Here is a 25,500-nt window from a genome sequence, read left to right on the forward strand (position 1 = left end):
CAAAATCGCGTTCTGTGCAGGTGGTTTGGCTGCTTCCTCGGCCATTGGGCAAGCGCCATGAAAAGCTAAAGCCGGGTAAGAACCCGAAGAGACGGCAGACAAAGGTCACCATGGAATCGACGCACGCAAGTAAATCAGCACCGCTTCGACTGATCGCGCTCGATATCGGTGGAACAAAAACGCACGCGGTGCGCTACCTGGACGACCAGATCGTTGCAGAGGTTCGCACCGGCAGCGCCAACGTGCAAAACGTCAGCCTGGACGAAGCCCGGCAGGCGCTACGCGAAGCGTTCGCGGAACTCGGCGAACCGCAGGTTGATTTGGTGATTGCAGGTGCCGGAGGGATCGACACCGACGCCGATAGCCTGGCGCTGCGCAAACTCATCGAACCGTTTGTTCCGGATGCTGAGGTCAGGGTGGTGCACGATACGCGGCTGATCCTGGCCGCCGGGCAATCGGATCTGGGGATCGCGGTCATTCTGGGAACCGGGTCAGCGATTTGGGGTCTGAATTCCGCCGGGAAGACCGCACGGTACGGGGGATGGGGTTACCTGCTGGGAGACGAAGCAGCGGGTTACTGGTTTGGCCGTGAGGCGGTGCGCCACGCCCTGGATGAGTTCAACCGAGGCCGACGCGAGTCGGCTCTGACCTCGTCGTTGCTGGAGCATGTCGGGTGCGCGAATCCCGAAGAGCTCATTGGGCTCTTCCACAAGCGAAGTTCGCGTGAATACTGGGCTCGGTGCGCACCGCTAGTTTTCCAAGCTATTGCGTCGGGGGATGCCGCGGCCGAAGAAATTCTTCAGCGGGCGATCACCTTTGTGGTGTCCAAGGTATGCGTTGTCGCCGGCCAGCTGGGAATCTCCGCTCCCGTGGTGCTCGGCGGTGGGGTAATCGAGCACCAGCCCATTTATCAAGAGCGCCTCCGCGCGGCACTGGCCGCCGAAGGTTTCGAGGACCTTCGCTTCTTGGCCCGAAGCCCGGTGCACGGGGCGGCATTCCTTGCCGGCCTAGCGGATGATCTCTAAGGTTTTCACGGGAATACTGCACGAAGCGCGAACGATAGCCAGCCCGCCGTAAATCCGGTTGTTCACCCCGGTGTCATCGCACCAGTCCACCGCGTGCGGAAAGGCGCTGATAGCCGCCTTGCCAAGTTCCATGTCCTGCGGCACTTCGAAGGTGTAGCTGAACTTCCCGGCATCGCCCATGGGTTCGGTGGTGTGGATGACTTCGATGCCTTGCGCATCGGTGATGCTGATTTCCACCTGGGCTTGAGGTCCGTAACGAGGGTCGCAATCCGCATCTGGTGCCGAAATTTGCACCGGTTCTCCGCGCTGCGCGGTCCCTTGGGACAGCGAAAATTCCGGCGGCATGCAGGCCGAATCCGGCCGGGTGTCCGCGCTGCAGGAGGCCAGCGCTCCCGCCAGGGCGCCCGCGAAAATCAGCGGGAAAGCTACCCGGCGCGTGACGCCGAGCGGCCGCACAGTTCCGAGCCTAGGCATGAGCTCACAATACCTCGGTAAGCGAGGAAAAAGTCGCCTCGTCCACTACGAAGTATTCGTGCTCCCTTTGGCTTGCGCAGTCCCTAGCGAAGGTCGCGCCCGCGGGTCTCCGGGGCGAAGCGGGCCATGAACAACACCGCGAGGAGCACCAAGAAGGTAGCCCCGGCGAAGAGCCAGGGCAGTCCGACGATCGGCCAAAGGGCGGCGAAGAGCAACGGACCAAAGCCCGCGGCAAAGCGGGACATGGTTGAGGCCCAGCCGAAGCCACTGGCGCGCAGTTCGGTCGGGTACAGCTCGGAGACGTAGGCATACAACACCGGAATCGCCACCTGGACCACAACGCCGAACACCAGAATCCAGGCCACCGCGGTGGCCGGTGCGTCCAGGCTGACGGCGACCACGATCAGCACGATCCCCGCCAGTGGTGCGGAGATGCCGAGCAGCCATTTGCGGCCCACTCGCTCTACGAGCAAGGCGGCGATCAGCACACCGACCAGACCCATCAGGGCCATCACCGCGGTGGCGAAAAACGAGGCGGACTGCGCCATGCCGGCCTCGGTCAAGATGGTGGGAAGCCAAGTCAGTGCCAGGTAGTAGACGAGCAAGACGGTGACGAACAACAGCCAGCTGGTTGCCGTCAGCTTGGCCGAGTAGCGCCACAGCTCCACGACCTGCTCCCACCAGCGTGGTCCCTTGCCAGATGGGGCCGCCTCGATGACGTAGTCCCGAGGTGCGGCACCGGTACGCTGCACCAATTCATCGATGACTTGTCGGGCTTCGACCTCGCGTCCCTTGGCCGCGAGGAACAGCGGGGATTCGGGCATCTTCAAACGCACCAGAAACACCATGAAGGCCGGAAGGATCATCACCGCGAGAATCAAGCGCCAGTTCTCGGCAGTGGCCATAACCCACCCGGAAACGAAGAAGGACAGTGCCGCGCCGATGGGCCACCAGCCATCCATTGCCGTGAGCACCCGTCCGCGCAGTTTTGCCGGGGTGAATTCGCCAACCAAGGCGTAGTCCACCGGAATGCAGCCTCCCAAGCCTACTCCTGCAAGGAAGCGGAAGGCGACAAAGAAACCAAAGTTAGGGGAGAGCGCGCCAAGCACGGTGAATATCGAAAACATCAGCAAGGTCAGTGAGAAGGCATTTTTGCGACCGTATTTGTCCGCGATTCCTCCCCATAGGAAAGCGCCAAGCGCCATGCCCACCAGGTTAGAGGTTCCAAGCAACGCGGCCGTGGGGCGGTCCAGGCCCCATTCGGCGGCCACCAACGGGATGAGCGCACCGTTCAGGGTCACGTCCCAGGCATCAAACATGAAGCCCAGCCCACCAATGATGAAGATGGTGCCTTGCACCTTCCATTTGAAGGGCAGCTCCTGCACAATGTGCGTGCCGGAGGGGAGTGTGGCAGTTGGCACTGTCGTTGGCCTTTCCTAGGATCGGCCACATAAAGTGCGGCACGCTTCGCGTCGAAGCATACCGAAACCTGTAGCTTCAGCGCATCTCATTACGCCTTTTGCACGGCTTCGTCAAGGCCTGTTGCGCGAGGCCCGAAGGGAGTATTCTCTGGTCATGGGAGTAGATTGGACCGCTCTCGAAGAGGCGATACGGGTGGCTGCCCTTCGACACGCGGCGGAAGTGATTGCCGAACACCCGGAACAGAACTTCTATGCCATTGCCCTGCATGGTGTCAGCACCTCGGAGAGCGAGAACATCGCAATGCCGCTGCTGGCATTAAATTCTGTTGAAGCGCTCGAACGCGATCGCCAAAGCGAATCTCGGGACTTACTGGTGGAACGCGGCGAAGATCTCGACGAGGACGACAACTACGAGGATCGTTCGGACGCTGATCTTCAGGGGCAGCTCAGCGTTGAGCATGTCACCGAAACCGAGGATGAGTTTCAAGACTCCGCGGATGAGAACGATGAGGCAGATGAGGACGGGGACAGCGAAGATCTCGATGCCGTCCTGAGTGCCATCGAGGCAGATCTCGAAGAAGACGATGGCGACAGTTTCTACTCAGATAAGTGGGAACCGAGCGATTGGCATTGGTCCGCTATCGATCTATGCCAAGACCCGGCCGCCCAAATCTGGTCGGATGCGATGACGGATCTGGCTACCCGCGAAGGGTGGGAGAGCACAATTAAGCGCTATTATCACACCCTCGTTGCCGTCGCTCAGTCATTGCGTGAGGAGCTGAACGAACGGACAAAGGTCGACTTGGTCGCCTATGTTGCCGACGACGATCATGCAGAAAAACTGCTCGAACTCTGCCTGACACCGCAGCAGCTCGTCGAGCATTTCCCGCAGCTGGAGCAACCAGTTCAGTAGCGCTGACATGAACTGAAGAATCGCCTGCTTCCGGCGCTAGAATAGGGAAGGCGACCATTGGTTGCCCGCCCCTTTTCATCTCACCGCCGGGAGAGCATTTTCGTGAGTAAGACCGTCTTGGATCGTGTGGCCATCCGCCGCGCCTTGATTTCCGTATACGACAAGACTGGCCTGGAGGAACTGGCCGCCGGACTGCACCAAGCTGGCGTGCAGTTGGTCTCCACCGGTTCCACCGCCAAGAAGATCGCGGCAGCAGGGATTCCAGTCACCGAGGTAGAGCAGGTTACCGGCTCCCCGGAAATGCTCGATGGCCGTGTGAAAACCCTGCACCCGCGCATCCACGGCGGCATTCTTGCCGACCGTCGCGTGGGCGAACATATGGACACCCTGTCCGCCATGGACATCGAGCAGATCGATCTAGTCGTGGTGAACCTTTACCCATTCGTCCAGACCGTAGCCTCGGGAGCCAGCCAGGACGAGGTTGTCGAGCAGATCGATATCGGAGGACCTGCCATGGTCCGCTCGGCTGCGAAGAACCACGCAGCGGTGTCCATCGTGGTGGACCCAACCTTCTACTCCAAGGTCGTCGAGGCCGCCGCAGAGGGCGGCTTCGATCTGAAGACCCGTCAGCGTCTGGCGGCGAAGGCCTACGCCCATACCGCGGCGTACGACACCGCAGTGGCTTCTTGGACCGCCAGCCAGTTCCTTGACGAGGACGGCGACGGTGTTATCGACTGGCCAGCCTACGCGGGCGTAGCCCTGCAGCGTGCCGAAGCGCTGCGCTACGGTGAAAACCCGCACCAGCAGGCAGCCCTGTACGTTGACGAGGCGGCCCCAGCCGGTATTGCTCAGGCGGACCAGCTGCACGGTAAGCCGATGAGCTACAACAACTACGTGGATGCCGATGCGGCGCTGCGCGCCGCTTTCGATTTTGAGCAGCCCGCGGTGGCAGTGATCAAGCATGCCAACCCCTGTGGCGTTGCGGTCGCTTCCCCGGAGGCGGCCAATCCAATCGCCGAGGCCCATGCCAAGGCGCATGCCACCGATCCGGTGTCGGCTTTCGGCGGTGTCATCGCCGCTAACCGCACGGTGACCAAAGCAATGGCCGAAACGGTCAAGGGCATCTTCACCGAGGTGGTCATCGCACCGGACTTCGAGCCAGAAGCAGTAGAGATCCTCTCGGCCAAGAAGAACATCCGCCTGCTGGCATTGCCAGAGGGCTACGCGCGCAACGCAAACGAGTTCCGTCAGGTTTCCGGCGGCATGCTGGTGCAGGCCAGTGACAAGATCACTGCTGCCGGTGACGACGTGGCGAACTGGACCCTTGCGGCCGGCCCGGCTGCCGACGAGAAGACGCTGGCAGATCTTGCCTTCGCTTGGCGTGCGGTGCGTGCGGCGAAGTCGAACGCAATTCTCCTCGCCAAGGACGGTGCAGCCGTGGGTATCGGCATGGGCCAGGTCAACCGCGTCGACTCGTGCAAGCTTGCAGTCGAGCGCGCCAATACCCTTGGCGTGAAGGTTGAATCCGGTGCAGATGCCGCCGGGGGCGCGGAAAACGTTGACGGCTCCGCTTCCGAGCAACGTTCCGAAGGTGCCGTTGCCGCCTCGGATGCGTTCTTCCCGTTCGCCGATGGCCTGCAGATCTTGCTTGACGCCGGCGTTAAGGCTGTCGTTCAGCCTGGTGGTTCGGTTCGTGATGAGGAAGTTGTCGCCGCGGCAAACGCTGCTGGCATCACCATGTACTTCACCGGAGCGCGTCACTTCTTCCACTAGGAATTTTCCACGGTGCGGGCCGCCAAATCATCAATCATTGATGATTTTGGCGGCCCGCTGCCGGTTAACACGAAGTATTCGTTATTTATATTGAGAATCATTCTCATGTAAGCTCGAGCCTTATGAAGCTTATTTTTGTCTCATCTTTGGAAGTCCACTGCCGAGATGTCGCCGTCAGTCGACTGCTTGGGAAATATCCCGAGGCGCTGGTTATTGGCCACGATCTGCTAGAGGGCAATCGTGTCCTGCGCCGAGTTGAAGGAAAGCATAATGCTACCGAGCGCGCCGAATCCGTACTCGAGCACGGTTGCATAGGCTGCGCTGTGCGCTTTGAAATTCTCCCGACGCTGTTGCGCCTGCTACCTGGGCGCGAAGATGCCGTGGTGATCCAACTGCTGCCGGCTACTTGGCATAGTGATCAGGTCTTGGACATAGTGCGTTCCGAGCTTGCGGGGCGTGGGGTCACAATCGACCACGTGGTCCTCGCGCTGGACCCGGCCGCGACGGAAGACCAGTTCTGGGATCGAAGGACCCTGTGGGAGTCAGGCTTCAACGCCGTGCCAAATGATGAGCGAACCGCAGGGGAGTTCCTGATCCGTGAACTCGCGCTGGCCGATAGCCTGATGCTCGTTGAAGGAGTGAGCGTAGAGCTTCTTGGCGAATCGGCTGAGCATCTAAAAGCTTCCGGTGAGCAATACGAGCATGGGGCGAGGCTGATCGCGGAATTAGCGCCGCATGCGGCGCTCAATTCAGGCGCAAGCGAAGTTGTTTTGGGTGATTATGACCAGCACGAAGCCCTTCTTAGGTCTCGCCCCGGTCATTTCTCGCATGGCGCGGGTGATTCGGAGATCGCAGATTCAAAAATTCTCATCAGAGTCGAGCGACCACTTGATGCCGACCGTTTCCGCGAGGTGCTGCCGGAGGTAGTCGCAACCTGCATGTGCGTTCGCGGGACGCTCTGGATGGCAAGCTGCCCCGGCGTACGTGTTGCGCTCACCGGTACTGGGCCACGGGTCTGGATGGAATCAACCGGGGCATGGGAAAGCGACGTTGCTTGCACTCATCTGGAATTGACCGGCTCGGAGCATTGCGAAGCTGAGGTCAGGGCGCTCTTGGAATCCTGCGAACTAAGCGATGAACAGCTTCTGGCCCTGCATGGCGCTTCGAGTGCAACTGGGCCAGATCAGGAGGAGTCGGATATATGGGGAAGAGGTGAAAGCGTATGAAGGTTAGAAATTCAATCCGAGCACTGAAGAAGGTGCCCGGTGCTCAAGTGGTCCGCCGTCGCGGCAGGGTCTTTGTGATCAACAAGAAGAATCCAAGGATGAAAGCGCGTCAGGGCTAGCCATGCTCGCTCGGCACCTCGGCTCGCAAAAACTCTGAAGTTGTGTTTTTCGCGGGGCGAGGTGTCGTATTTTAAGAATTCTTGTGCCATTGTTTGTGTACACAGTTACAGGTCAACCGCGGTCTCTGGGAAATTCGGGAAGAGGATTGTTGAACAACCTCTTGTGCAGATTGTTGAACAACCTGTATTCTTCTGTGAGTCACCAAGACTTGTGACCGCAGTCACCGCAACCTGTAATGGATGGAACCATGGCACATTCAGAGACTCAGCCGCAGCTCAGCAGTAGGGCACGGCGCACAGCCCTTATGGGCGCCATGTTCCTCATGGCAACAAGCGCAATCGGGCCGGGGTTCATCACCCAGACCTCGGAATTTACGGTCAAGCTAGGAGCGTCCTTCGCCTTCGCGATTGTCGTTTCGATCTTGGTAGACATCGCAGTTCAGCTGAACGTTTGGCGAGTTATCGGAGTCTCCGGATTGCGCGCCCAGGAATTGGGCAACAAGGTGCTTCCCGGCGTCGGCTGGTTCCTTGCGGCGCTGGTATTTATCGGTGGCATGGTCTTCAACATTGGCAATATTGCCGGCACCGGTCTTGGCATGAACGCGATGATGGGCGTTGACCCAAAAATAGGTGGCGCAATTTCAGCGGCAATCGCCATTCTCATCTTCCTATCGAAGAAAGCCGGCATGGCACTGGACCGGATCGTGGTACTCCTCGGGGCGATCATGATCCTGTTGATGCTCTACGTTGCAATCATTGCTGCCCCGCCGGTTGGCGAAGCGCTGAAGAACACCGTGATGCCGGAAAACATAGATTTCTTGGTCATTACAACGCTGATCGGCGGCACCGTCGGTGGCTACATTACTTATGCCGGTGCGCACCGCATGATTGACTCCGGCACTTCGGGCGTCGAGCATGTCAAGGCCGTTAGCCGCATCTCGGTTGTCAGCATCATCGTCACAGGTGTCATGCGAGTATTGCTGTTCCTCGCCATCTTCGGCGTCGTTGCCGGTGGCGTGGCCTTGACCAGCGACAACAAGGCCGCCGAGGCCTTCGGCGCAGCAGCCGGAGATATTGGACTACGCACCTTCGGCGTCATCCTCTGGTCCGCCGCGTTGACTTCCGTCATCGGAGCCGCCTACACCTCGGTTTCCTTCGTCACCAAATCGGTGACCAAAGAACGCACACGAAATCTGATCACCGTGGCGTTCATCGCCGTATGCGCCGCAATCTACCTATTCCTGGGCCAAGCCCCACAGACCTTGCTGATCTTCGCCGGCGCCTTCAACGGATTGATCCTCCCCGTTGGCTTTGCGGTCCTGTTGTGGGTGGCTTGGCGCCGCCGAGACTTGCTGAACGATTACAAGTACCCGGCATGGCTGTTGATTATTGGCGCCTTGACTTGGCTCTTGACTATTTACCTCGGATGGATGTCGCTCACTGGCCTGTCAAAAATGTGGGCCTGAGCTCGCGTCTGAGATCTAGGAGAACTTCATGATCCCGCTCGAACCACATCGCGACGAACGTGCCAGTATGGCCCCGTCAGCAGCCCGTAAACTCTTTCGGCAAGGACTGAGCGTACCCACCGCTGGGTATGCTGCCGGATATGCCCAAGCGAATCTGATCATCGTGCCACGCGAGCTGGCCTTTGAGGTACTACTCTTTGCCCAGCGCAACCCGAAGTCTTGCCCGATTCTAGGGGTACTGGAAGCGGGCCAGACGAGCAACGAATTACTGCCCGATGGCGATATTCGCACCGATCTTCCGAAATACACGGTCTACCAAAACGGCCAGAAAATAGCCGAACCTACGGATCTGAGCGAGTATTGGCGAGATGATCTGGTGACTTTCATCGTGGGGTGTTCATTCACCTTCGAAGCGGCCCTGATTGAAAATGGCATAGGCGTTGCCCACATCGACCAAGGTGTGAACGTGCCTATGTACAAGACGAACATTCGCAGCGCCTCGGCCGGGAGTATTTCCGGACCGATGGTCGTCTCCATGCGTCCAATACCGGCTTCTCAGGTAGCGGACGCCGTGCGTATCACTTCCCGCTACCCAGCGGTACACGGAGCCCCGGTTCATGTGGGCAATCCCGAAGAAATAGGCATCACGGATCTGGGCAAACCAGACTTCGGAGATGCACTCACCATTCCGGACGGAACCATTCCAATTTTTTGGGCATGCGGCGTGACCCCACAAGCCGCTGTCATGGAATCCCGTCCTGTGCTGGCTATCGGACACGCCCCCGGGCATATGTTAATCACCGATGCCAGGGACTCGATGTATCAGGTGCCGTAACCCCCAAAGTACGAGTACCTGTTGAGTCCAGTGCCGCGATTCCATCCCCAAGGAATCGCGGCACTTCTAATTAACGCGGCTCCGCGTCCGCCTGTAATTCGAGCCACGCATCAACCTCGGCTACGCGAGCCGCTTTTTCTCCCGCTTCGAGGAAAGATCCGTCAAAGGAATTCCGGGCCAGCGTAGCCAGCTGCGAGGCAGTCAAGGAGAATTGTTCGGTGATGGCCGAAAAGTTGGCATCCATATAGCCGCCGAAATAGGCAGGATCATCCGAATGGATGGAAACCTTCAGCCCAGCTTCGAGCATCTGAGGCAACGGATGATCTGCCAGGGTATCCACTGCACGCAATCGCACATTCGAAAAAGGACATACCGTCAGCGGCATCTGTTCATTGACCAAGCGTGTCACGAGCTCAGGGTCCTCCAAGCAACGGATGCCGTGATCAACGCGCTCAACCCGCAACAGGTCCAAGGCCTGACGGATATAGTCAGCTGGCCCTTCCTCGCCCGCATGGGCCACCAGATGCAAGCCGTGCTCGCGGGCGTAAGCGAAGACCTCAGTAAAGAGCTCAGGAGGGAATCCAAGCTCGGAAGAGTCCAAGCCGATTCCATCGATCTCATGCTTTTCGGAAACAATCAGCTGCAGGATTTCCATGGCAGAGGCTGCCGGGGCGTGTCGCCAGAAACAGGCAATGAGCTTATGAGTCATGCCCCAACGCTGCTTGGCTTCATCAAGACCAGCACTGATTCCGGAAATCACGTCGGACAGTGTCAGCCCGCGTTCCAAATGTGCTTGGGGATCAAAGAACAGTTCAACGTGACGAACACCAGAATCGTGTGCTCGCTGCAGGTAGGCGCGAGTGATTTCATGGAAATCTTCGCTGGTGCGCAGCACGGCCATATTCGCGTAGAAAAGATCAAGGAAGGACTGAAGGTTGTTAAAATCGTACTGCTCCCGCAGCTCCTCCACCGACTGGTAGGGCAGAGCGATCCGATTTTTGGCGGCAAGGGCAAAAATCGTTTCGGGCTCTAACGAACCTTCCAAATGGATGTGTAGTTCGGCTACAGGCAGTTTCAAGTCTTGTCCTTTCGGAAAATGAACCAAAGTATGGCTGCTTCGGTCCGTCGCAGCATCGGCGCAAGGAAAATATGCAGTATCCGTGTCGGACAAACTCCACTCAAGTTGCTCTGGCCACGTACTAATTGACCTGCTAGCCGTTTCTAACGATACTCTCCAAACAGAACGCTGGGCCCAAGGCATGATGAGGTGGCGATCACCCAAGTGCTGGAAGGACCGGCTTAGCTGCCGGTTTGAGATTCACCAGAATTACCAGACCAGAGCCTAATGAGTTCCTGGCGAATTCGGTTGGGAGTGGTTCCCAACCTTTTGAAGGCTTTGGACGCGATGCCTTCGCTACCGCGAAGCAGCCCCAATAAGAGATGCTCGGTGTCGACCAAGTCATGGCCTAGCTCTTTGGCCTCGTGCAGCGATAGCTCTAAGAGCTTCTTTACATGCTTGGTGATCGGCAGCTCGCCAGTAATTCCGGACTTCTCGTTGCCTGCCAACGCGTTGACCTGCTCGCGCACATTTTCGTAGGAGATGTTCAGGGCCTCAAAAGTTTTGGCAGGAATACCATCAGGTTCTCGCACCAGAGCGAGCAGGAAATGCTCCGTGCCTAAATGGTCGTCGTTTCGAGCAGTGGCTTCTTGCTGTGCCAAGACAACGACAAGCCGTGCTCGATCGGTGAATTTCTCAAACATGTCGGCACGGTCCTTCCCACCTAGTACTTCGATGCTACGCGCTTCACGGATCATGTGAAGAGAAAATGCCGTGCAGATTTTCAACGACACAGCGTATTCGCGAGCACGGCTAGGGGCCTCTGCAACCGTATTGAGGACAGTTTTTGGTTAGCGATTTCCGCACACCAAGTCATCGGCACAGCCCGGACATTAATCTACGACCGGCTATGCCGGTCCCATAACCTGGTATACCTCAGGACTGGACGACCAGGCGCAGACGCACTTAGCTCGCCAGCAATGAGTGGACGTACGCGTACTTTTCCGCCAACCGGGTTCGTACCGCGTCCTCAAGCAGCGCAGTGCGTTCCGGGGAGGTATTGTCCGCGAGGTCGGCGTACTTGACCATGAGTCCGATGGGGTTTGCCCGGACCCGGGCACAATAATCTTCGATTTGTTCCCCTTCACGTTTGGTCACCGATTCGATGGCATCGATGACCCGCTGCGGGATCCCAGCAGACAGAAGATCCGAGGAAGTGACCGCGCAATCTTCAAGGACGTCGTGTAGCCAGGCCACTGCGACGGCCTCTTCGCTACCGCCTTGTTCACTAACGTTGGCCGCCACGCGAGCAGGATGCGTAATGTAATCCGCGCCTGACTTATCGTTTTGCCCTTCGTGGGCTCGACGTGCAATCGTTTCGGCCAATGCAGGCAAAGAAGACTCAGGCATAGCGCTCCTAGATCTTTTGAGATGACTCGTAATGGTCGAGAAGTTCGGCTTCCGCGGTATCCAGGTAGCCCAGTAGGGTTTGGGCTGCTTCGTTCCGTTGGCCGGAGGCCAGCAATGCAACAAGTGCAGCGTTTCGTTCCACATAGTGCGAATGGAAATCTGGGGCATCACTCATCGAATGGAAGACCAAGCGCATTTTGGCGAGAATTCGGCCCATGAGTTCGAGCAAGTGAACGCTCCCGGTGGCTCGCACCACGGACTCATGAAAGCGTTGATTGGCATCAGCCATGCCCGGAACGTCCTGCGCTTTGGCCGCGGCGCGCGCCTCGACGATCGCCTGGGCCAGTGCCGGGACATCCAAAGCGGGCCCCCACGCAAGCGCTGCGGGTTCGATGGTGCGACGCACCGCGTAGATCTCACGGATGTCTGCGGCACCCGGGGACGACACGAACACTCCACGGTTTGGAATTCGCGTGATGATCAATTCACTGTCCAAGAGCGTGAACCCCTCGCGGAGGGTATTACGTGAGACTCCCAGCGCGTCGGCCAGCGCCTGCTCCGACAGCTTAGAGCCTGGCAACAGCCGCCCCTGGGCGATTTCTTGGCGCAACGTCGAGGCCACCCAGGTGCTGGTATGCGCATGGGTGGATCCGCTGCCCAGTGGAATCGAAGTGTAGATCTCGTTCACGCTCATTCCTCTAATCTAGCCAGTGCTTCGCAGAATCCCGCATTGGCTAAGCGATGCTTCCCAATGACTCACCACGATTAATTGCCTGTCCCGGGTTAAACGATGCCGCGGTGAAGACTCCATCGCGATGCGCGATGACCGGTGATTCCATTTTCATTGCTTCCAAGACTGCCACCGTCTGGCCTTTGGCCACCGGGGTTCCGTCCTCGACCGAGAAAGAGACCAGATTTCCGGACATGGGGGACAGCAGTGCGTCGGCGTCGACCACCGAAGCCTCGCCTCCGCCTGCCCCATCCGAGGCGGAACCACCGTGGCGGATGGCGTGCACCAGCGCGGCAGGCAGGCCCAACGCCATCGCCTTGCCGTCTAGATCGATGGTGAGCACTTCACGCTCACCGCCGACGGACGTGGTGGCGATTTCCTCGCTATTTGCCAGTTCCTCGGCGAAGTCCGATTCGATCCAAGTGGTGTAGACCTTAAAGCCTTGCTCGGCGGTGAAGTCTGGATGCTTGGCGACGGCCCGGTGGAAGGGCAAAACCGTGGGAACACCCTCGATGGTGAACTCCGCCAGAGCCACCTGGGCGCGGCGCAGAGCCTGCTCGCGAGTCGCACCATGCACGATCAGCTTAGCCATCAGCGAATCATATTGCCCGGGAATATTCGAGTTGCTGCGCACCCCGGCATCGACACGAATTCCGGAGCCGGTAGGGACCTCGAACCGGGTCACGGTCCCCGGGCCGGGCAGGAAACCACGGGCCGGATCTTCGGCGTTGATGCGGAATTCGAAGGCATGGCCTACCGGCTGCGGATCTTCCTTCAAAGACAGTTCTTTGCCCTCGGCGATCCGGAACTGTTCGATGACCAGGTCCACTCCGGCAGTCTCCTCGCTAACGGGATGCTCAACCTGCAAACGGGTATTAACTTCCAGGAAGGAGATGAGTCCGTCCGGCGCAACCAGGTATTCGACGGTTCCTGCGCCTACGTAGCCTGCCTCCCGGCATATGGCCTTGGCCGACTCGTGGATCTTGGCACGCTGCTCATCCGAGAGGAATGGGGCTGGCGCTTCTTCGACGAGTTTCTGGTGACGGCGCTGCAACGAGCAATCGCGAGTACCCACCACGATGACATTGCCGTGCGTATCGGCGAGAACCTGTGCCTCGACGTGGCGCGGCTTGTCCAGGAATCGCTCCACAAAGCACTCGCCGCGGCCGAAGGCGACGGTGGCTTCACGGACCGCCGATTCGAAGGCATCCTCGATTTCTTCCATGGTGCGCGCAACCTTCAACCCGCGTCCGCCGCCTCCGAACGCCGCCTTGATGGCTACCGGCACGCCATGCTTCTCGGCGAAGGCGCGCACCTCGGATGCGTCGGCCGCTGGTGCATCGGTACCGGGCACCAGCGGGGCACCGGCGCGTACCGCAATTTCGCGCGCCGTCACCTTATTGCCCAATAGCTCAATAGCTTCAGGGGTTGGGCCGATCCAGATCAGCCCGGCCTCGATGACTGCGCGGGCAAAGCCGGCGTTCTCCGAAAGGAACCCATAGCCCGGGTGGACCGCGTCGGCCCCGGAGCGGTTGGCAACGGCGATGATCTTGGAAATATCCAGATAGGTTTCGGCACTCGAAGTCCCACCCAGCGCGTAGGCTTCATCGGCCCGGCGCACATGCAGGGCATCCGCATCGGGATCGGAATAGACGGCAACCGATACCAAATTGGCGTCGGCTGCGGCGCGGGCAATACGAACAGCGATTTCGCCGCGGTTGGCGATCAAGACCTTTTTCATGCCTGGGATCCTTCGGTGCTTGGGGTGGATTCGGAAAGTTCAAAACGAAGCTGTGAGCCTGGCGGCAACTGTGCCGCGGCGGATAGATCCTCGGCGATGACCGTGGCGATCACCGGGTAGCCGCCGGTGACCGGGTGATCGGCCAGGAACAGCACTGGCAATCCCGAGGGAGGTACCTGCAAGGAGCCGAGCGCGACGCCTTCGCTGGAAAGCTCGCCGGACCGAACGCGTTCAAGCGCGCTGGCGTCCCCTTCCGCGCCCAGCCGCACGCCGATGCGGTTGGACTCGCTGGTGACCAGCCAGCGCTGGTCCAGTAGTTTCGCCAGTCCGGCGGGGCCGAACCAGTCATCGCGCGGGCCAGCCTGGACGCGCAGAACATAGCAGCCCTCGGCATCTGGCCGGGGCAGGGTGCTCGGTTCGCCCTGTCCCACGATTTGCAGGTTCTCCGGCAGCGATACCGGCAGGAAGCTTCCATCCATCAGTGGAGCCGGACCCACCCCGGAGAGCGTGTCGGTGGACAGCGAACCCAGAATTCGGGGCAGCTGGATCTTGCCTCGAATCGAAAGGTAGCTGCGCAATCCGTTCCCGGTGGGCTCCAGATCCAGGCGCTCGCCGTCCAGCAGGGCGAAGGGCGCGTCCATGCAAACCTCGCGTTCGGCACGGAGGTCGTCGCCGGCCGCCGGAGTGATGACCAGCCTCGCTTCGGCTCCGCACACCGCAAGGACCTGGTCGCCGTGGGCGAGCAGGCTCATCCGACCGGTCAGGTTTTCGATGCAGGCAGAATCGGCCGTATTTCCAACCAGCCGATTTGCCTGATGCAAGGAGGCGAGATCGGCGGCGCCGCTGGCCGGTACGCCGAGCCCGCCAAAGCCCTGCCGGCCGGTGTCCTGGAGCAGGCTCTGCAAACCCGAATCGAGAATGGCCAATCCGGTACCCGTTGGAGCTTCGGTTTCGGTAGCGGCCGAGGCCGCCGTTTTCACGGTCAGCGCTTGGCGTGAGGCAATAAACTGCACACGGTCCTGCGGGCGGATGAGCGCCGGATTTTCTCGACCCAGATCCCACAGCGCGACATTGGTATGGCCGATCAGTTGCCATCCGCCGGGGGACTGGCGTGGGTAAACGGCCGAGTACTCACCGGCGAGGGCCACGGAACCGGTGGGCACCTGGGTACGGGGGCTCTCGCGGCGGGGAACCTGCAGGTCGGTGTTTTCTCCCAGAAGATAGGCGAAACCGGGCGCGAATCCGCCGAACGTCGCACGCCACTGCTGGCCGGTATGCGCGTTGATAACTCCCTGGGCCCCAAGGCCGGTGAGCTCCCCGACGGTTTCCAGATCCGCACCGTCGTAATAGACCTCGATGGTGACAAGTTTGCCCGTAGTTGCCGCTGCCGTGTTCAATGTCAGCTTGGGCAACAGCTGCCTGGCCTGCCGGGCCTGTTCGACGTTTTCGAATTTCACCATGAGCGTCGCGGCGGCAGCTAGGACGTCGCGTTGCCCAGGCAACGGTTGGGCCTGCAACAGGGCGTCGAGGGAAAGGACGGATTCGAGATCATCCAATTCGACGAGCACATCGTGGCTTCCGGCGGCGTGTACCGCGGTGATGCTCATGCGAAGCTCTTGATCTGCACGCCGGCCGATTCAAGTCCGGCGCGAACCGCGGCCGCCATCGCGACCGATCCTGCGGTATCGCCGTGCACGCAGATCGACTCGGCTGGCATCTGGATAATCGAACCGTCCACCGCCTTGATGGTCCCCTCGGTGGCCAGGCGGATCATGTTTTCGGTGACCAGCACGGAGTCGTGGAGCACGGCGTTCGCCTCGCGGCGCGAGACCAGGGTGCCCTCGGGGGTGTAATTGCGGTCGGCAAAGGCTTCGGCGACCGGACGCAGCCCGGCGGCCTCGGCCTTGGCCAGTGCCACCGAACCGGGCAAGAGCAGCACCGGAAGATCGTCGCCGAACGCCTTAACGGCGTCGACGACGGCTTGAGCGTGGGCCTCATGGTGCACGATGGTGTTGTAGAGGGCGCCGTGCGGCTTGACATACTTGATGCTGGATCCCGCAGCTCGGGCCAAGCTCTGCAGTGCGCCCAGCTGGTAGAGCACGTCATCGGCGAGTTCGGTAGCGGAGCAGTCGAGGAATCGACGTCCGAACCCGGCAAGATCGCGATAGCCGACATGTGCACCGATGGTGACGCCCGCAGAGACTGCAGCGCGGCAGGTCTGCGCAATGCCGGTGGGGTCCCCTGCATGGAAGCCGCAAGCTACGTTGGCCGAGGAGACGGATCTGAAAATGGCCGCATCGTCGCCCATAACCCAATTGCCAAAAGATTCGCCTACGTCGGAATTCAGGTCGATGCATGTCATTTGTGATCCCCGTCTCGCTGTGCCGTTTATCTAAGCATGCACCAAAAATAGAGATTGTTCAACAATCTTTTGACTGGATCGTAAATTTGCTGTGCGGGGCGGGGTGCGGCCGAAGTGAAGGCAATCGTTAAAAGAGCGCGGGGTTCCGCAGCCACTGGCTGCTGAACCCCGCGTAATTTTGCCCGCGCTTCGGGCAATCGTGGCTAGCCGCGCTTTTCAACCTTCACGAAGAAGGAAAGCACCACGCCGGCCGTGCCGAGCAACGCACCAACGATGAAGGCAGCGTGGGCGCCGGCAAACAAGGCTTCGGCAAGCTCGGCGCCCTCTTGGAGCTTGGCGTTTGAGAGCGCCGTCAGCACGGTGATGAAGATGGTGGTGCCGATGGCACCGCCGAGCTGCTGGCCGGTGTTGAAGATGGCCGAGCCGTGGCCGTAGAGGCGTGGATTCACCGAGGCCATGGCCGAAGACATCAAGCCGGTCATGAGCAGTGCCAGGCCAATCGAGAAGACGATGTGACTGAGCATGAACATCCATAGCTCGGTCTCGGTGGTGACCGAAACGTACATCCACTGTCCCAGCGCGAGCATGATGGCACCGGGGATCAGCACCGGGCGTGGTCCGTGCCTGTCGTAGATGCGACCAAAGATGGGCGAAACGATGGCCTGGGCCAGGCCGCCCGGCAGCAGCATCATGCCGATTGCCAGGGAGTTGATGCCCTTGCCGGATTCGAGGATGATCGGAACCATCATGATCGAGCCGAGCAAGGTGCCGAAGGCGATCATGATCATCAGAATCGCGAAGGTGAAGGTTCGCGAGGTGAACGGGGTGAGGTTCAGCAATTCCTTGCCCTCGCGGGTCAAGCGAATCTGGCGCCTGATAAATAGGGCCAGGGAGACCAAGCCGATGGCGAAGGTTGCCACGGTGAGCAGCATGTTTTCGCTGGCCTTGTCGATGGTGGAGATTCCGTAAACCAGCAGACCGAATGCAAGCGCGGAAAGAATCACGGAGATCACGTCAACGGGAAGTTTGCGCGTATTCGAGGGAAGCTTGAGGAAGATGATGCCCAAGGCCAGGATGATCACCGATAGCGGGGCCATCAGGACGAAGATGTAGTGCCATCCCCAAGCATGGACGATCGCGCCGGATACGGTTGGGCCGACTGCCGGGCCGACGGAGATCACGATGGAGTTCAGGCCCATCACCGCGCCGCGCTTGTGCATTGGAATCAGCGTCAAGGTGGTGGTCATCAGCAACGGCAAAACGATCGCGGTACCAATAGCCTGGATGATTCGGGCGGCAAGCAAGACGGCAAAGCTCGGGGCGAAGATGGCGAGCAGCGTGCCGATGAAGAAGCTGGACAGCGCGAAGATGAACAGCGAGCGGGTGCTGAAACGCTGCAGCAGGAAGCCGGTGGTGGGAATGACCACGGACATGGTGAGCAGGAATCCGGTGGTGAGCCATTGGCCGGCCGCCGCCGAAATATTCATGTCGGACATGATTCCGGGCAACGCCACGGTCAGCACGGTCTCATTGAGGATCATCAGGAAGGCGGCAAGTGCCAGTGCGCCGATGATTCCGGTGAGCTGTTTCGTGGTCAGTTCGGGTTTCTCAGGCCGCGGAGGGGCGGACTCGGCCTTGATTTCGGTGCGCTCGGAAGTCACGGATTCCTCTTTCTAGGTGATGTCAACTTTCAAATTCTGTCACAGAGTGACAGAATTTCGTAAGAAGAACTGGCAGACTGTGACAGGAAATAAGTTTTCGCCGTGCGGTCATGGGACGATAAATGCACGCAGAATGACAGGGGGAGCTCAATGGGAATTCGTGACGAACGCAAAGCCGCGACCAAACGGGAGATTCAGGCCGCGACCCTCGACCTTGTCGAAAGCTTGGGGCTAGAGGCCATCACGGTGGCGCGGATCTCCGAACGCGTAGGGATCTCGGACCGCACCTTCTTCCGCTATTTCGATTCCAAGGAATCCGCTATAGTTCCGGGCCAGCGAGAACTGATCAACGCGCTCGTCGCCGCCGAAATGACCCCGGGAAGCTCCGCCGCAGAAATTTTTCACGCACTGCTCGAAGTGTGCCGCGGGCACTTCAGCGTTGAAGTCAGGCACCATGAATTCCGCAGGATCTCAAGGCTCATGCTGCAGGATCCGAAGCTGCTCATGATCGCCACGCGGCGTGAGCAGGAACTGGTCGTAGCGCTGAGCCAATCGTTGATTGACCGCGAGCTGCTGGATTCGATCCAAGCCCTGCTGCTTGCCGAAATGCTGGCGACTACCTGGCGCGTTGCGTGGCAATGTTTCGCCCATGAAGAACGGGCGGGAATTGATTCAAAGCCTGCTGAACTTTTTGAGAAGGCGGTACTGGGTCTGGCGCAAATCGCTTCATTGCCCGCTCCGAGCGCCGAAAAGACGCCATAGCCCGCTTTGAGTTATTGCGCATTAACTTAAATGTGACGAACTGCTCTACCGCCATTCATCCCGGCATTTCGGGGCTAAACGCTGTGCTGCCCGGGGAAATCTGGGCACCCAAAAGTGTGGTGCAGGCTAAAATCAGGTAAGTTTGGAACGTTGAGTTTAGGGCGGTTAGCCCGCTTCCGCACGACGTTCAGGGAGACGCCACACCTATGGCCAAGATTATTTACACCCACACCGACGAAGCCCCGATGCTGGCAACCCACTCGTTCCTGCCGATCGTGGAGGCCTTCGCGTCGACCGCCGGTGTTGAACTTGAGACCCGCGACATTTCGCTGGCAGGACGCATCATCGCCACCTTCCCGGACTACCTCGCCGAGGAACAGCGCATCTCCGATGCCCTGGCAGAGCTTGGCGATTTGGCCAAGACCCCAGAGGCAAACATCATCAAGCTGCCGAACATCTCGGCTTCCATCCCGCAGCTGAAGGTCGCCATCGCCGAGCTCCAGGCAGCCGGCTACGCGCTTCCGGATTACCCGGAAAACCCATCCTCGGATGAGGACACCGACGTCCGCGCACGCTACGACAAGCTCAAGGGCTCGGCAGTGAACCCTGTGCTGCGCGAAGGCAACTCGGACCGCCGTGCGCCGTTGAGCGTGAAGAACTACGCACGCAAGTACCCGCACTCCATGGGTGCCTGGGCAGCCGACTCGAAGACCAATGTCGCCACCATGTCCGCCGATGACTTCGCCTCGAACGAGAAGTCCGTCGTCATCGACAAGGACAAGAGCATCTCCATCCGCTTCGTGGGCGAAGACGGAGAAGTCAAGGTTCTGAAGAAGCCATTCAAGGTCCTCGAAGGCGAAGTCATCGACGGCACCGTCCTGCACGTGGCGGCACTGTCCGAATTCCTGAAGAACGCAGTGGCCCGCGCCAAGGAAGAAGGAGTGCTCTTCTCGGCACACCTGAAAGCCACCATGATGAAGGTTTCGGACCCAATCATCTTCGGACACGTCGTCAAGGCGTACTTCGCCGAACTCTTCGAGACCTACGGCGACGAGCTGGCAGCAGCCGGCCTGAACCCGAACAACGGCCTGGCGGCCATCATCGCCGGACTGGACGAGCTCTCCGACGACGTGCGCGCCGGTGTGGAGAAGCTGATCGCCAAGGGACTTGAAGAGGGCCCAGCGGTTGCCATGGTCGATTCCGACAAGGGCATCACCAACCTGCATGTCCCTTCGGATGTGATCGTTGATGCTTCGATGCCAGCAATGATCCGCCTCGGCGGCAAGATGTGGGGCCCAGATGGCAAGGAAGCCGAGACTTTGGCAGTCCTGCCAGATTCCTCCTACTCGGGCGTCTTCCAGACCGTGATCGAGGATTGCCGTGCAAACGGCGCCTTTGACCCAACCACCATGGGCACCGTGCCAAACGTTGGCCTGATGGCTCAGAAGGCCGAAGAGTACGGCTCCCACGACAAGACCTTCGAACTGGCGGCCAACGGCCACGTCCAGATCCTGGACGAGAACGACGCGGTCCTCATCGAGCACCAGGTCTTCGCCGGTGACATCTGGCGTGCCTGCCAGACCAAGGACGTTGCCATCCGCGACTGGGTCAAGCTTGCCGTGAACCGTGCCCGCGCCTCGGCCACCCCGGCCGTATTCTGGCTGGATGAAAAGCGCGCGCACGACGCGGTGCTGATCACCAAGGTCAACGAGTACCTCAAGGATCTGGATACCGCCGGCCTGACCCTCGAGATCCTGGATCCGATTGCGGCCACCAAGTACACCATCGAACGTATCCGCCGTGGCGAGGACACCATTTCGGTGACCGGCAACGTGCTTCGCGACTACCTGACCGACCTGTTCCCAATTCTGGAACTGGGCACCTCGGCAAAGATGCTCTCGATCGTTCCGCTGCTTGCCGGCGGCGGGCTGTTCGAGACCGGTGCCGGTGGTTCGGCTCCAAAGCACGTCCAGCAGCTGGTGAACGAAAACCACCTGCGTTGGGATTCGCTCGGCGAGTTCTTGGCCCTGGCCGCTTCCTTCGAGCACCTGGCCACCACCAATGACAACGCCCGCGCTCAGGTGCTGGCTGACACCCTTGATGCCGCGACCGGCACCTTCCTGTTGGAAGACAAGTCGCCAAAGCGCAAGGTTGGCCAGCTGGACAACCGTGGCAGCCACTTCTACCTGGCTAAGTTCTGGGCAGAAGAACTGGCCAAGCAGGACAAGGACGCTCAACTTGCTGAGGCCTTCTCCGCAGTTGCCAAGGCACTGGGCGAGAATGAGGAAGCAATCGTTTCCGAGCTTGCCGAGGTCCAGGGCAAGGCAGTGGATATCGCTGGTTACTATCGTCCGGACGAGGCCAAGACCTCAACCGTAATGCGTCCAAGCGCCACCCTGAACAAGACGCTGGAACTGCTGACCAAGTAGTCTTAGCCGGCCAAAAACCGTGGGCGCCAACTCGAAAGAGTTGGTGCCCACGGTTTTAACCTGAAGTATCTGAACTCGTGCATAGAGTTTCCAGGATCAGCCTTCGACCGCGGCAATCGAGATGGTCACTTCGCTGGCGCGCAGCTGCTGAAGCTGGAATGAGACGGCCTCGGCGTAGTCAGGAAGCTCGATCTCTGCGTACCTGACCGGGCTCTCTGGCGAGCAAAGAATCTCCAGCTGGCCTCGATTGTTCTCGGTGCCGCCAGCCCAGGGGATGTGTGTTGCTTGGTCCTGACCGTTGCACCGGACCGCAATCGAATAGCGACCGCCGGCGATAGCGCGGCCGATGGAAATTTCTTGATTATTGTTCTGAACAACCGTAGATAATACGGCGATCTCATGGCCCTGCAAGGACGGCGGGGCATCGTCGTTCGATCCAGCTCGCCGTATGTCACCTGTGGCATCGCAAGCAGCCAGCTGCGTCGCCACGGCAAGTGCCGCAGCCACGACTGCGAGAGGTCTCAACTTCAATTTCATTCCTCGCTGAGTTGGTTTCGGAGCAAGCCCACGAGGGGCCGCTTATTAGCCTAGCCACTAAAAGTAAAACTACGGTAGAGAGCTCCGGCGGTGTCCGACCGATTGAGCGGCGAACATACGTTGTCCAAGAAAGTGATGGTCTGTGCCTCCGAGCGCACGGGATGATTGCCCGCTGGCACATGGCGAGTGAACGCTTCCTCCAAGGTGTTGGCCGACGCTGTGGCACACCACGCGTGTTGTTTCGCGTGGCTCCAACTGCCAGACTCTACCTATGCAAGAAGTCTGGGAACTAGTACATGCCGAGCGCAAGGCACTGATCGATGACCTGTCCGTCCTGAGCCCGGAGCAGTGGGAGCGTCCATCGATGTGCTCGGGGTGGACGATTCACGACGTCGCCGCTCATCTCGTGAACAACGCGCGCACCACCACCCCTGGGCTGCTGCTCGCCATGCTCCGGGCGCGCTTTGATTTCGACCGGCAAAACTCAAATGGAGTCGCCGCGGAAAAGGGCGCGACTCCGCAACTGACCTTGCAGCGGCTGCGCGAGGTAGCTGTGCGCAAGAGCGGGCCGCCGGCCCCGCTCGCCAGCCGACTCGTCGAAGAAGTCGCCCATGGCGAAGATATCCGCAGGCCCTTGGGGATCACCCGCAGCTATCCGGCGCAGGCCGTCACCGCGGCTATTCGCTACCAGACCCGGACGAGCCAGTCCTTTGGCGGCGCGAAGGAACTGGCCCAACGCGTCAGCCTCGTGGCCGAAGATGCGGGCGTCATCTTTGGCACCGGACCCGAAGTCCGCGGCCCGGCGCTAGAGCTGCTGATGATCGCCACCGCCCGCGAGGCGCGCGAGGGCAGCCTCTCCGGACCCGGCATCGAGTTGCTTTAGTCGGGCAATGGCTTCGGCGAGCTACAGCCCGCGCCCGGCCTCCCAGAGGTTATCCGCCGTACCTGCCAGCAAGGCATTCAGCGAGACCGCCTGGGCATCGGTGAACGAGGCAATGTAATCCACGATCGCTCGGGCCTGGCCCAAACGCTGCACCTCATCCGGTCCGGCCTGCAAGAAAAGCTCGGGGGAGTGCGCGCGCAATTGACGGTATTCGTCGGTGGCGGCTTCCACCGAATCAAGCAGCCGGCGCGGGGCACGGGCGGCATCCTCCGCGTCGTTGAGCCAACTGTGGAAGCCCTCGGCCAAAGACCTGACGATGCGCGTCTGGCCACGCTGGTACACGGCCAAATCCGAGCGGTCCAGCACAAAGCGCGAGTGCACGAACTTCAGCACGCCCACATCGTGCCAGGCCTCCTTGGTGAGGCGGACGTGTCCGCTGCGGATCGTCGGATTGCGTTCCACCGTGACGGATTCCTGCAGCCGGTCGATCCAGCGTCGGGTGAAAGCGGTGACCGCCCGATCCGCCTCCAGACCGCCATCATAAGGAACCGCCAGCAGCCCCTCGACCAGGTCATGGCCCACGCGTTGCACCGAGGCGCGGAAGGCCTCCGCGTCGGCGATCCACGGGTCTTTTGCAAAGGCGCGCCGCCAGGTGGATTCCAAGGCGTGGCCCGGCTTGCGCAGGTCGAGGTCGGCCTGGCGCATGGCAGCTAGCTGCACCGTTTGATCGAGCCAGGCACGGAACTCGGCCGAAACGGTGGTGTACTGCAAGATCCCTGCACGGTAGAAATCGTCGAGGTCGTGGACCGCGTAGGCGATATCGTCGGCGATATCCATCACGGAGCTTTCCAGGGTCTGCTGGAATTTGCCGATGGCGGGGAACACCGAGAGCACGTCGCGCATTTCGGCGGCCTCGATGTCGTAGGCGGAGTACTTCAAGGCTCCCGCCGCCGGGTCGGTCCCCACCCCGCGGGGCAGCATTTCCGGGGCGAGCGGAGCCATGGTGCGCCATTCGTTGCGAGTCCACGGGTATTTCAGCACCGCGCCGCGTACGGCACGGGTCAGATTCATCCCGCGTGGGGTGGCATCGCAGCTATCCAGCGCGGTGAGGATGCGGAAGGTCTGCGCGTTGCCTTCGAAGCCGTCGGGCAACCCCAAGGTATTGCGGGCAACACGATCCAATTCCTGCTCACCCAAATGCCCGAATGGCGGGTGGCCCAAATCGTGGGCCGCGGCCGCCGCCTGCACGACCACGGGGTCGCAGCCGCCGAGCTCGGCGACGAGTTTTCGGGTTGGCTCATCTGCGGTGCGCAAGCGGATCGCGATGGTGCGGGCCACCGCGGAGACCTTCAAGGAGTGCGTCAACCGGTTGTGCACGGTGGTGCCCGAACCGGCCTGCGGAATCACCTGGGTCACCGCCGAGAGGCGCGAGAAGTACGGGGAGAATCGAATGCGCTCGATATCGATGCGGAACTCGTCCTCACCTGTACGGTTAGCCTCGTCGATCGCGCGTTCCCGGCCGCCGGTGTCATGGGTTTTCTGCCTGATATCCATCGTAGGAACCAGCCTAGGTGATCGGACCCCGGGGAGCAGGCAAGCTAGGAAAATTTGGTGATGCTAATTTTGCTTCTCCGCATGGCGGACCACATGCAGTGGCTCGACTCCCGCGGCGATGCGTTGGATCTGTTCAACGGCCAGATTCATGGACAGATCGATGAACATCCACGTGTTTCCGGCAATATGCGGGGTGATCAGGCAATTCGGGGCCGCCCACAAGGTGTGGGATTCGGGCAATGGTTCCGGATCGGTGACATCCAATGCCGCGCGCAGCCGCTCGGACTGCAATTCGGCAAGCAGCGCGTCGGTATCGACCACTGGACCACGTCCCACATTTACCAGCAGGGACTGGTCCGGCATATGGGCCAAGAACTCGGCATCGACGAGTCCGCGTGTCGACGGGGCATCGGGCAGAGCCACGATCACGACCTGTACTTGGGGCAATAGCGCTGGCAGCTCATCGATCCCATGGACCGGTGTGCCATCGGGCAGTTGCCGAGCACGGCTGGCTACCGCGATCACTTCCTTGGGCTTGAAGGGCAGCAGACGGTCGCGGATTTCCTGTCCGACGCCGCCGAATCCCAAGAGCAAGACGGTGGCTCCGTGGAGCGTGCCACCCCAGAGCGGATTCCAATCCCGCTTGAGCTGTTGAGCCCCGGCCTCCGGAAGCTCACGCAGCGAAGCCAGAACCAGAGCCAGCGTGTGCTCGGCGGTGGCGTCTTCCACCGCCCCGCGGGAATTGCTCAAGCTGACGTCGGGGTTCAGGTGTTCCAGGACCCATTCATAGCCAAGGGAGAGCAGGTGCACGTGGCGCAACCCTGGAATCTGCGCGACCCGTGCACGCCGTTCGACCAGCAGCGGACGCTCGGTGATCAGCACCTCTGCTTCCGGCGCTTCTTCGTTCGAGTCGTTGAGGTGCCAGTAGATCGGAGTGATGCCAGGCAGATCCAGTTTCATTGCCAGCCGGCCATTGGGCACGAGCACACGTAAAGTCAAAGGGTTCCCTCCCGAACTGGTCACACCGGTGACGTAAGTTTTTGGTGCGAGCCTCGGAGCTTATTCTGCGCATCTTTGCCACACCGTGCAAGTGCCTTGTCCTTGTGTGAAGCGCGCGCTGAG

The 25,500-nt window shown here is 60.3% G+C and carries 23 protein-coding genes; 10 read left to right on the forward strand and 13 right to left on the reverse strand.

The annotated features are described in order from the left end of the window. The first annotated feature begins 110 nt into the window (after positions 1-110). A complete protein-coding gene (locus tag CQ019_RS15240) occupies positions 111-1,025 on the forward strand; it encodes an N-acetylglucosamine kinase (RefSeq protein WP_105570075.1) in 915 nt (304 codons plus the stop codon). On the opposite strand, the gene CQ019_RS18810 is transcribed toward CQ019_RS15240, so the two are convergent. Next, a complete protein-coding gene (locus CQ019_RS18810) occupies positions 1,008-1,499 on the reverse strand; it encodes a hypothetical protein (protein WP_258134022.1) in 492 nt (163 codons plus the stop codon). The genes CQ019_RS15240 and CQ019_RS18810 overlap by 18 nt on opposite strands. An 83-nt stretch (positions 1,500-1,582) precedes the next feature. Further along, positions 1,583-2,920 carry an MFS transporter gene (locus CQ019_RS15250; protein ID WP_105554175.1) on the reverse strand — a complete coding sequence of 446 codons (1,338 nt, stop codon included), beginning with the start codon at positions 2,918-2,920 and terminating at the stop codon, positions 1,583-1,585. A gap of 154 nt (positions 2,921-3,074) precedes the next feature. Here CQ019_RS15250 and CQ019_RS15255 point away from each other — a divergent pair, with 154 nt between their 5' ends. The 6 genes from CQ019_RS15255 to CQ019_RS15280 all read left to right on the forward strand — a co-directional run bounded on the left by CQ019_RS15255 (position 3,075) and on the right by CQ019_RS15280 (position 9,252). Then, complete coding sequence (locus CQ019_RS15255) at positions 3,075-3,833, forward strand: DUF4303 domain-containing protein (protein WP_105570046.1); 759 nt, start codon at positions 3,075-3,077, stop codon at positions 3,831-3,833. Between the two features lie 102 nt (positions 3,834-3,935). Continuing rightward, positions 3,936-5,606, forward strand: coding sequence for a bifunctional phosphoribosylaminoimidazolecarboxamide formyltransferase/IMP cyclohydrolase (gene purH / locus CQ019_RS15260; protein ID WP_105554173.1), 1,671 nt, complete (start codon positions 3,936-3,938; stop codon positions 5,604-5,606). Positions 5,607-5,728: 122 nt separating this feature from the next. Beyond that, entirely contained in the window at positions 5,729-6,832 is a 1,104-nt protein-coding gene (locus CQ019_RS15265) for a GTP-binding protein (protein ID WP_105570047.1), read from the forward strand. After that, complete coding sequence (ykgO, locus tag CQ019_RS15270; RefSeq protein WP_096289084.1) at positions 6,829-6,951, forward strand: type B 50S ribosomal protein L36; 123 nt, start codon at positions 6,829-6,831, stop codon at positions 6,949-6,951. The genes CQ019_RS15265 and ykgO overlap by 4 nt, the downstream gene beginning before the upstream one ends. Before the next feature lie 248 nt (positions 6,952-7,199). Beyond that, entirely contained in the window at positions 7,200-8,417 is a 1,218-nt protein-coding gene (locus tag CQ019_RS15275; protein WP_105554171.1) for an NRAMP family divalent metal transporter, read from the forward strand. Positions 8,418-8,445: 28 nt separating this feature from the next. Next, a complete protein-coding gene (locus tag CQ019_RS15280) occupies positions 8,446-9,252 on the forward strand; it encodes a putative hydro-lyase (RefSeq protein ID WP_217990442.1) in 807 nt (268 codons plus the stop codon). A gap of 70 nt (positions 9,253-9,322) precedes the next feature. Here the strand turns inward: CQ019_RS15280 and CQ019_RS15285 are convergent, their stop codons facing one another. The 8 genes from CQ019_RS15285 to CQ019_RS15320 all read right to left on the reverse strand — a co-directional run bounded on the left by CQ019_RS15285 (position 9,323) and on the right by CQ019_RS15320 (position 18,213). Then, positions 9,323-10,423 (reverse strand): adenosine deaminase, encoded by a 1,101-nt coding sequence (locus CQ019_RS15285; RefSeq protein WP_374954805.1) that lies wholly within the window; start codon positions 10,421-10,423, stop codon positions 9,323-9,325. A gap of 128 nt (positions 10,424-10,551) precedes the next feature. Then, complete coding sequence (locus tag CQ019_RS15290; RefSeq protein WP_105570048.1) at positions 10,552-11,067, reverse strand: Clp protease N-terminal domain-containing protein; 516 nt, start codon at positions 11,065-11,067, stop codon at positions 10,552-10,554. Positions 11,068-11,275: 208 nt separating this feature from the next. After that, the gene (locus CQ019_RS15295) at positions 11,276-11,719 is read right to left on the reverse strand and encodes an HD domain-containing protein (protein ID WP_105570049.1); all 444 of its coding nucleotides are present in this window, start codon (positions 11,717-11,719) and stop codon (positions 11,276-11,278) included. Positions 11,720-11,726: 7 nt separating this feature from the next. Then, positions 11,727-12,413 carry a GntR family transcriptional regulator gene (locus tag CQ019_RS15300; RefSeq protein WP_105570050.1) on the reverse strand — a complete coding sequence of 229 codons (687 nt, stop codon included), beginning with the start codon at positions 12,411-12,413 and terminating at the stop codon, positions 11,727-11,729. A 40-nt stretch (positions 12,414-12,453) separates the two neighbouring features. Next, entirely contained in the window at positions 12,454-14,190 is a 1,737-nt protein-coding gene (locus tag CQ019_RS15305; protein ID WP_105570051.1) for a biotin carboxylase N-terminal domain-containing protein, read from the reverse strand. Further along, the gene (locus CQ019_RS15310; protein ID WP_105570052.1) at positions 14,187-15,797 is read right to left on the reverse strand and encodes a carboxyltransferase domain-containing protein; all 1,611 of its coding nucleotides are present in this window, start codon (positions 15,795-15,797) and stop codon (positions 14,187-14,189) included. The genes CQ019_RS15305 and CQ019_RS15310 overlap by 4 nt, the downstream gene beginning before the upstream one ends. After that, on the reverse strand, positions 15,794-16,552 hold the full coding sequence (locus CQ019_RS15315) for a LamB/YcsF family protein (RefSeq protein WP_105570053.1): 759 nt from the start codon (positions 16,550-16,552) through the stop codon (positions 15,794-15,796). The genes CQ019_RS15310 and CQ019_RS15315 overlap by 4 nt, the downstream gene beginning before the upstream one ends. Before the next feature lie 203 nt (positions 16,553-16,755). Beyond that, positions 16,756-18,213 carry an MDR family MFS transporter gene (locus tag CQ019_RS15320; protein ID WP_258134025.1) on the reverse strand — a complete coding sequence of 486 codons (1,458 nt, stop codon included), beginning with the start codon at positions 18,211-18,213 and terminating at the stop codon, positions 16,756-16,758. A 150-nt stretch (positions 18,214-18,363) separates the two neighbouring features. Between CQ019_RS15320 and CQ019_RS15325 the strand changes: the two genes are divergently transcribed. Together CQ019_RS15325 and CQ019_RS15330 are read left to right on the forward strand one after the other, a co-directional pair. After that, the gene (locus CQ019_RS15325) at positions 18,364-18,975 is read left to right on the forward strand and encodes a TetR/AcrR family transcriptional regulator (protein ID WP_096289066.1); all 612 of its coding nucleotides are present in this window, start codon (positions 18,364-18,366) and stop codon (positions 18,973-18,975) included. Between the two features lie 206 nt (positions 18,976-19,181). After that, positions 19,182-21,404 carry an NADP-dependent isocitrate dehydrogenase gene (locus CQ019_RS15330; RefSeq protein ID WP_096289064.1) on the forward strand — a complete coding sequence of 741 codons (2,223 nt, stop codon included), beginning with the start codon at positions 19,182-19,184 and terminating at the stop codon, positions 21,402-21,404. 96 nt (positions 21,405-21,500) lie between these two features. On the opposite strand, the gene CQ019_RS15335 is transcribed toward CQ019_RS15330, so the two are convergent. Beyond that, the gene (locus CQ019_RS15335) at positions 21,501-21,929 is read right to left on the reverse strand and encodes a hypothetical protein (RefSeq protein WP_146113382.1); all 429 of its coding nucleotides are present in this window, start codon (positions 21,927-21,929) and stop codon (positions 21,501-21,503) included. Between the two features lie 283 nt (positions 21,930-22,212). Here CQ019_RS15335 and CQ019_RS15340 point away from each other — a divergent pair, with 283 nt between their 5' ends. Further along, a complete protein-coding gene (locus CQ019_RS15340; protein WP_105570055.1) occupies positions 22,213-22,824 on the forward strand; it encodes a maleylpyruvate isomerase family mycothiol-dependent enzyme in 612 nt (203 codons plus the stop codon). Positions 22,825-22,845: 21 nt separating this feature from the next. On the opposite strand, the gene CQ019_RS15345 is transcribed toward CQ019_RS15340, so the two are convergent. After that, positions 22,846-24,378, reverse strand: coding sequence for a deoxyguanosinetriphosphate triphosphohydrolase family protein (locus CQ019_RS15345; protein ID WP_105554163.1), 1,533 nt, complete (start codon positions 24,376-24,378; stop codon positions 22,846-22,848). 63 nt (positions 24,379-24,441) lie between these two features. Beyond that, a complete protein-coding gene (locus CQ019_RS15350) occupies positions 24,442-25,377 on the reverse strand; it encodes a 2-hydroxyacid dehydrogenase (RefSeq protein ID WP_141393619.1) in 936 nt (311 codons plus the stop codon). Between the last annotated feature and the right edge of the window lie 123 nt (positions 25,378-25,500).

It is taken from the genome of Arthrobacter sp. MYb229 (genome assembly GCF_002975405.1).
Taxonomy (GTDB): Bacteria; Actinomycetota; Actinomycetes; order Actinomycetales; family Micrococcaceae; genus Glutamicibacter.

Bases quoted from the DNA above. Each gene is read 5' to 3' on its own strand.
- CQ019_RS15255 (WP_105570046.1), top strand. From the start codon at position 3,075: ATGGGAGTAGATTGGACCGCTCTCGAAGAGGCGATACGGGTGGCTGCC.
- CQ019_RS15330 (WP_096289064.1), top strand. From the start codon at position 19,182: ATGGCCAAGATTATTTACACCCACACCGACGAAGCCCCGATGCTGGCA.
- CQ019_RS15310 (WP_105570052.1), bottom strand. From the start codon at position 15,797: ATGAGCATCACCGCGGTACACGCCGCCGGAAGCCACGATGTGCTCGTC.
- CQ019_RS15295 (WP_105570049.1), bottom strand. From the start codon at position 11,719: ATGCCTGAGTCTTCTTTGCCTGCATTGGCCGAAACGATTGCACGTCGA.
- CQ019_RS15265 (WP_105570047.1), top strand. From the start codon at position 5,729: ATGAAGCTTATTTTTGTCTCATCTTTGGAAGTCCACTGCCGAGATGTC.
- CQ019_RS15345 (WP_105554163.1), bottom strand. From the start codon at position 24,378: ATGGATATCAGGCAGAAAACCCATGACACCGGCGGCCGGGAACGCGCG.
- CQ019_RS15240 (WP_105570075.1), top strand. From the start codon at position 111: ATGGAATCGACGCACGCAAGTAAATCAGCACCGCTTCGACTGATCGCG.
- CQ019_RS15290 (WP_105570048.1), bottom strand. From the start codon at position 11,067: ATGATCCGTGAAGCGCGTAGCATCGAAGTACTAGGTGGGAAGGACCGT.
- CQ019_RS15315 (WP_105570053.1), bottom strand. From the start codon at position 16,552: ATGACATGCATCGACCTGAATTCCGACGTAGGCGAATCTTTTGGCAAT.
- CQ019_RS15280 (WP_217990442.1), top strand. From the start codon at position 8,446: ATGATCCCGCTCGAACCACATCGCGACGAACGTGCCAGTATGGCCCCG.
- CQ019_RS15275 (WP_105554171.1), top strand. From the start codon at position 7,200: ATGGCACATTCAGAGACTCAGCCGCAGCTCAGCAGTAGGGCACGGCGC.
- CQ019_RS15325 (WP_096289066.1), top strand. From the start codon at position 18,364: ATGGGAATTCGTGACGAACGCAAAGCCGCGACCAAACGGGAGATTCAG.
- ykgO (WP_096289084.1), top strand. From the start codon at position 6,829: ATGAAGGTTAGAAATTCAATCCGAGCACTGAAGAAGGTGCCCGGTGCT.
- CQ019_RS18810 (WP_258134022.1), bottom strand. From the start codon at position 1,499: ATGCCTAGGCTCGGAACTGTGCGGCCGCTCGGCGTCACGCGCCGGGTA.
- CQ019_RS15340 (WP_105570055.1), top strand. From the start codon at position 22,213: ATGCAAGAAGTCTGGGAACTAGTACATGCCGAGCGCAAGGCACTGATC.
- CQ019_RS15300 (WP_105570050.1), bottom strand. From the start codon at position 12,413: ATGAGCGTGAACGAGATCTACACTTCGATTCCACTGGGCAGCGGATCC.
- CQ019_RS15305 (WP_105570051.1), bottom strand. From the start codon at position 14,190: ATGAAAAAGGTCTTGATCGCCAACCGCGGCGAAATCGCTGTTCGTATT.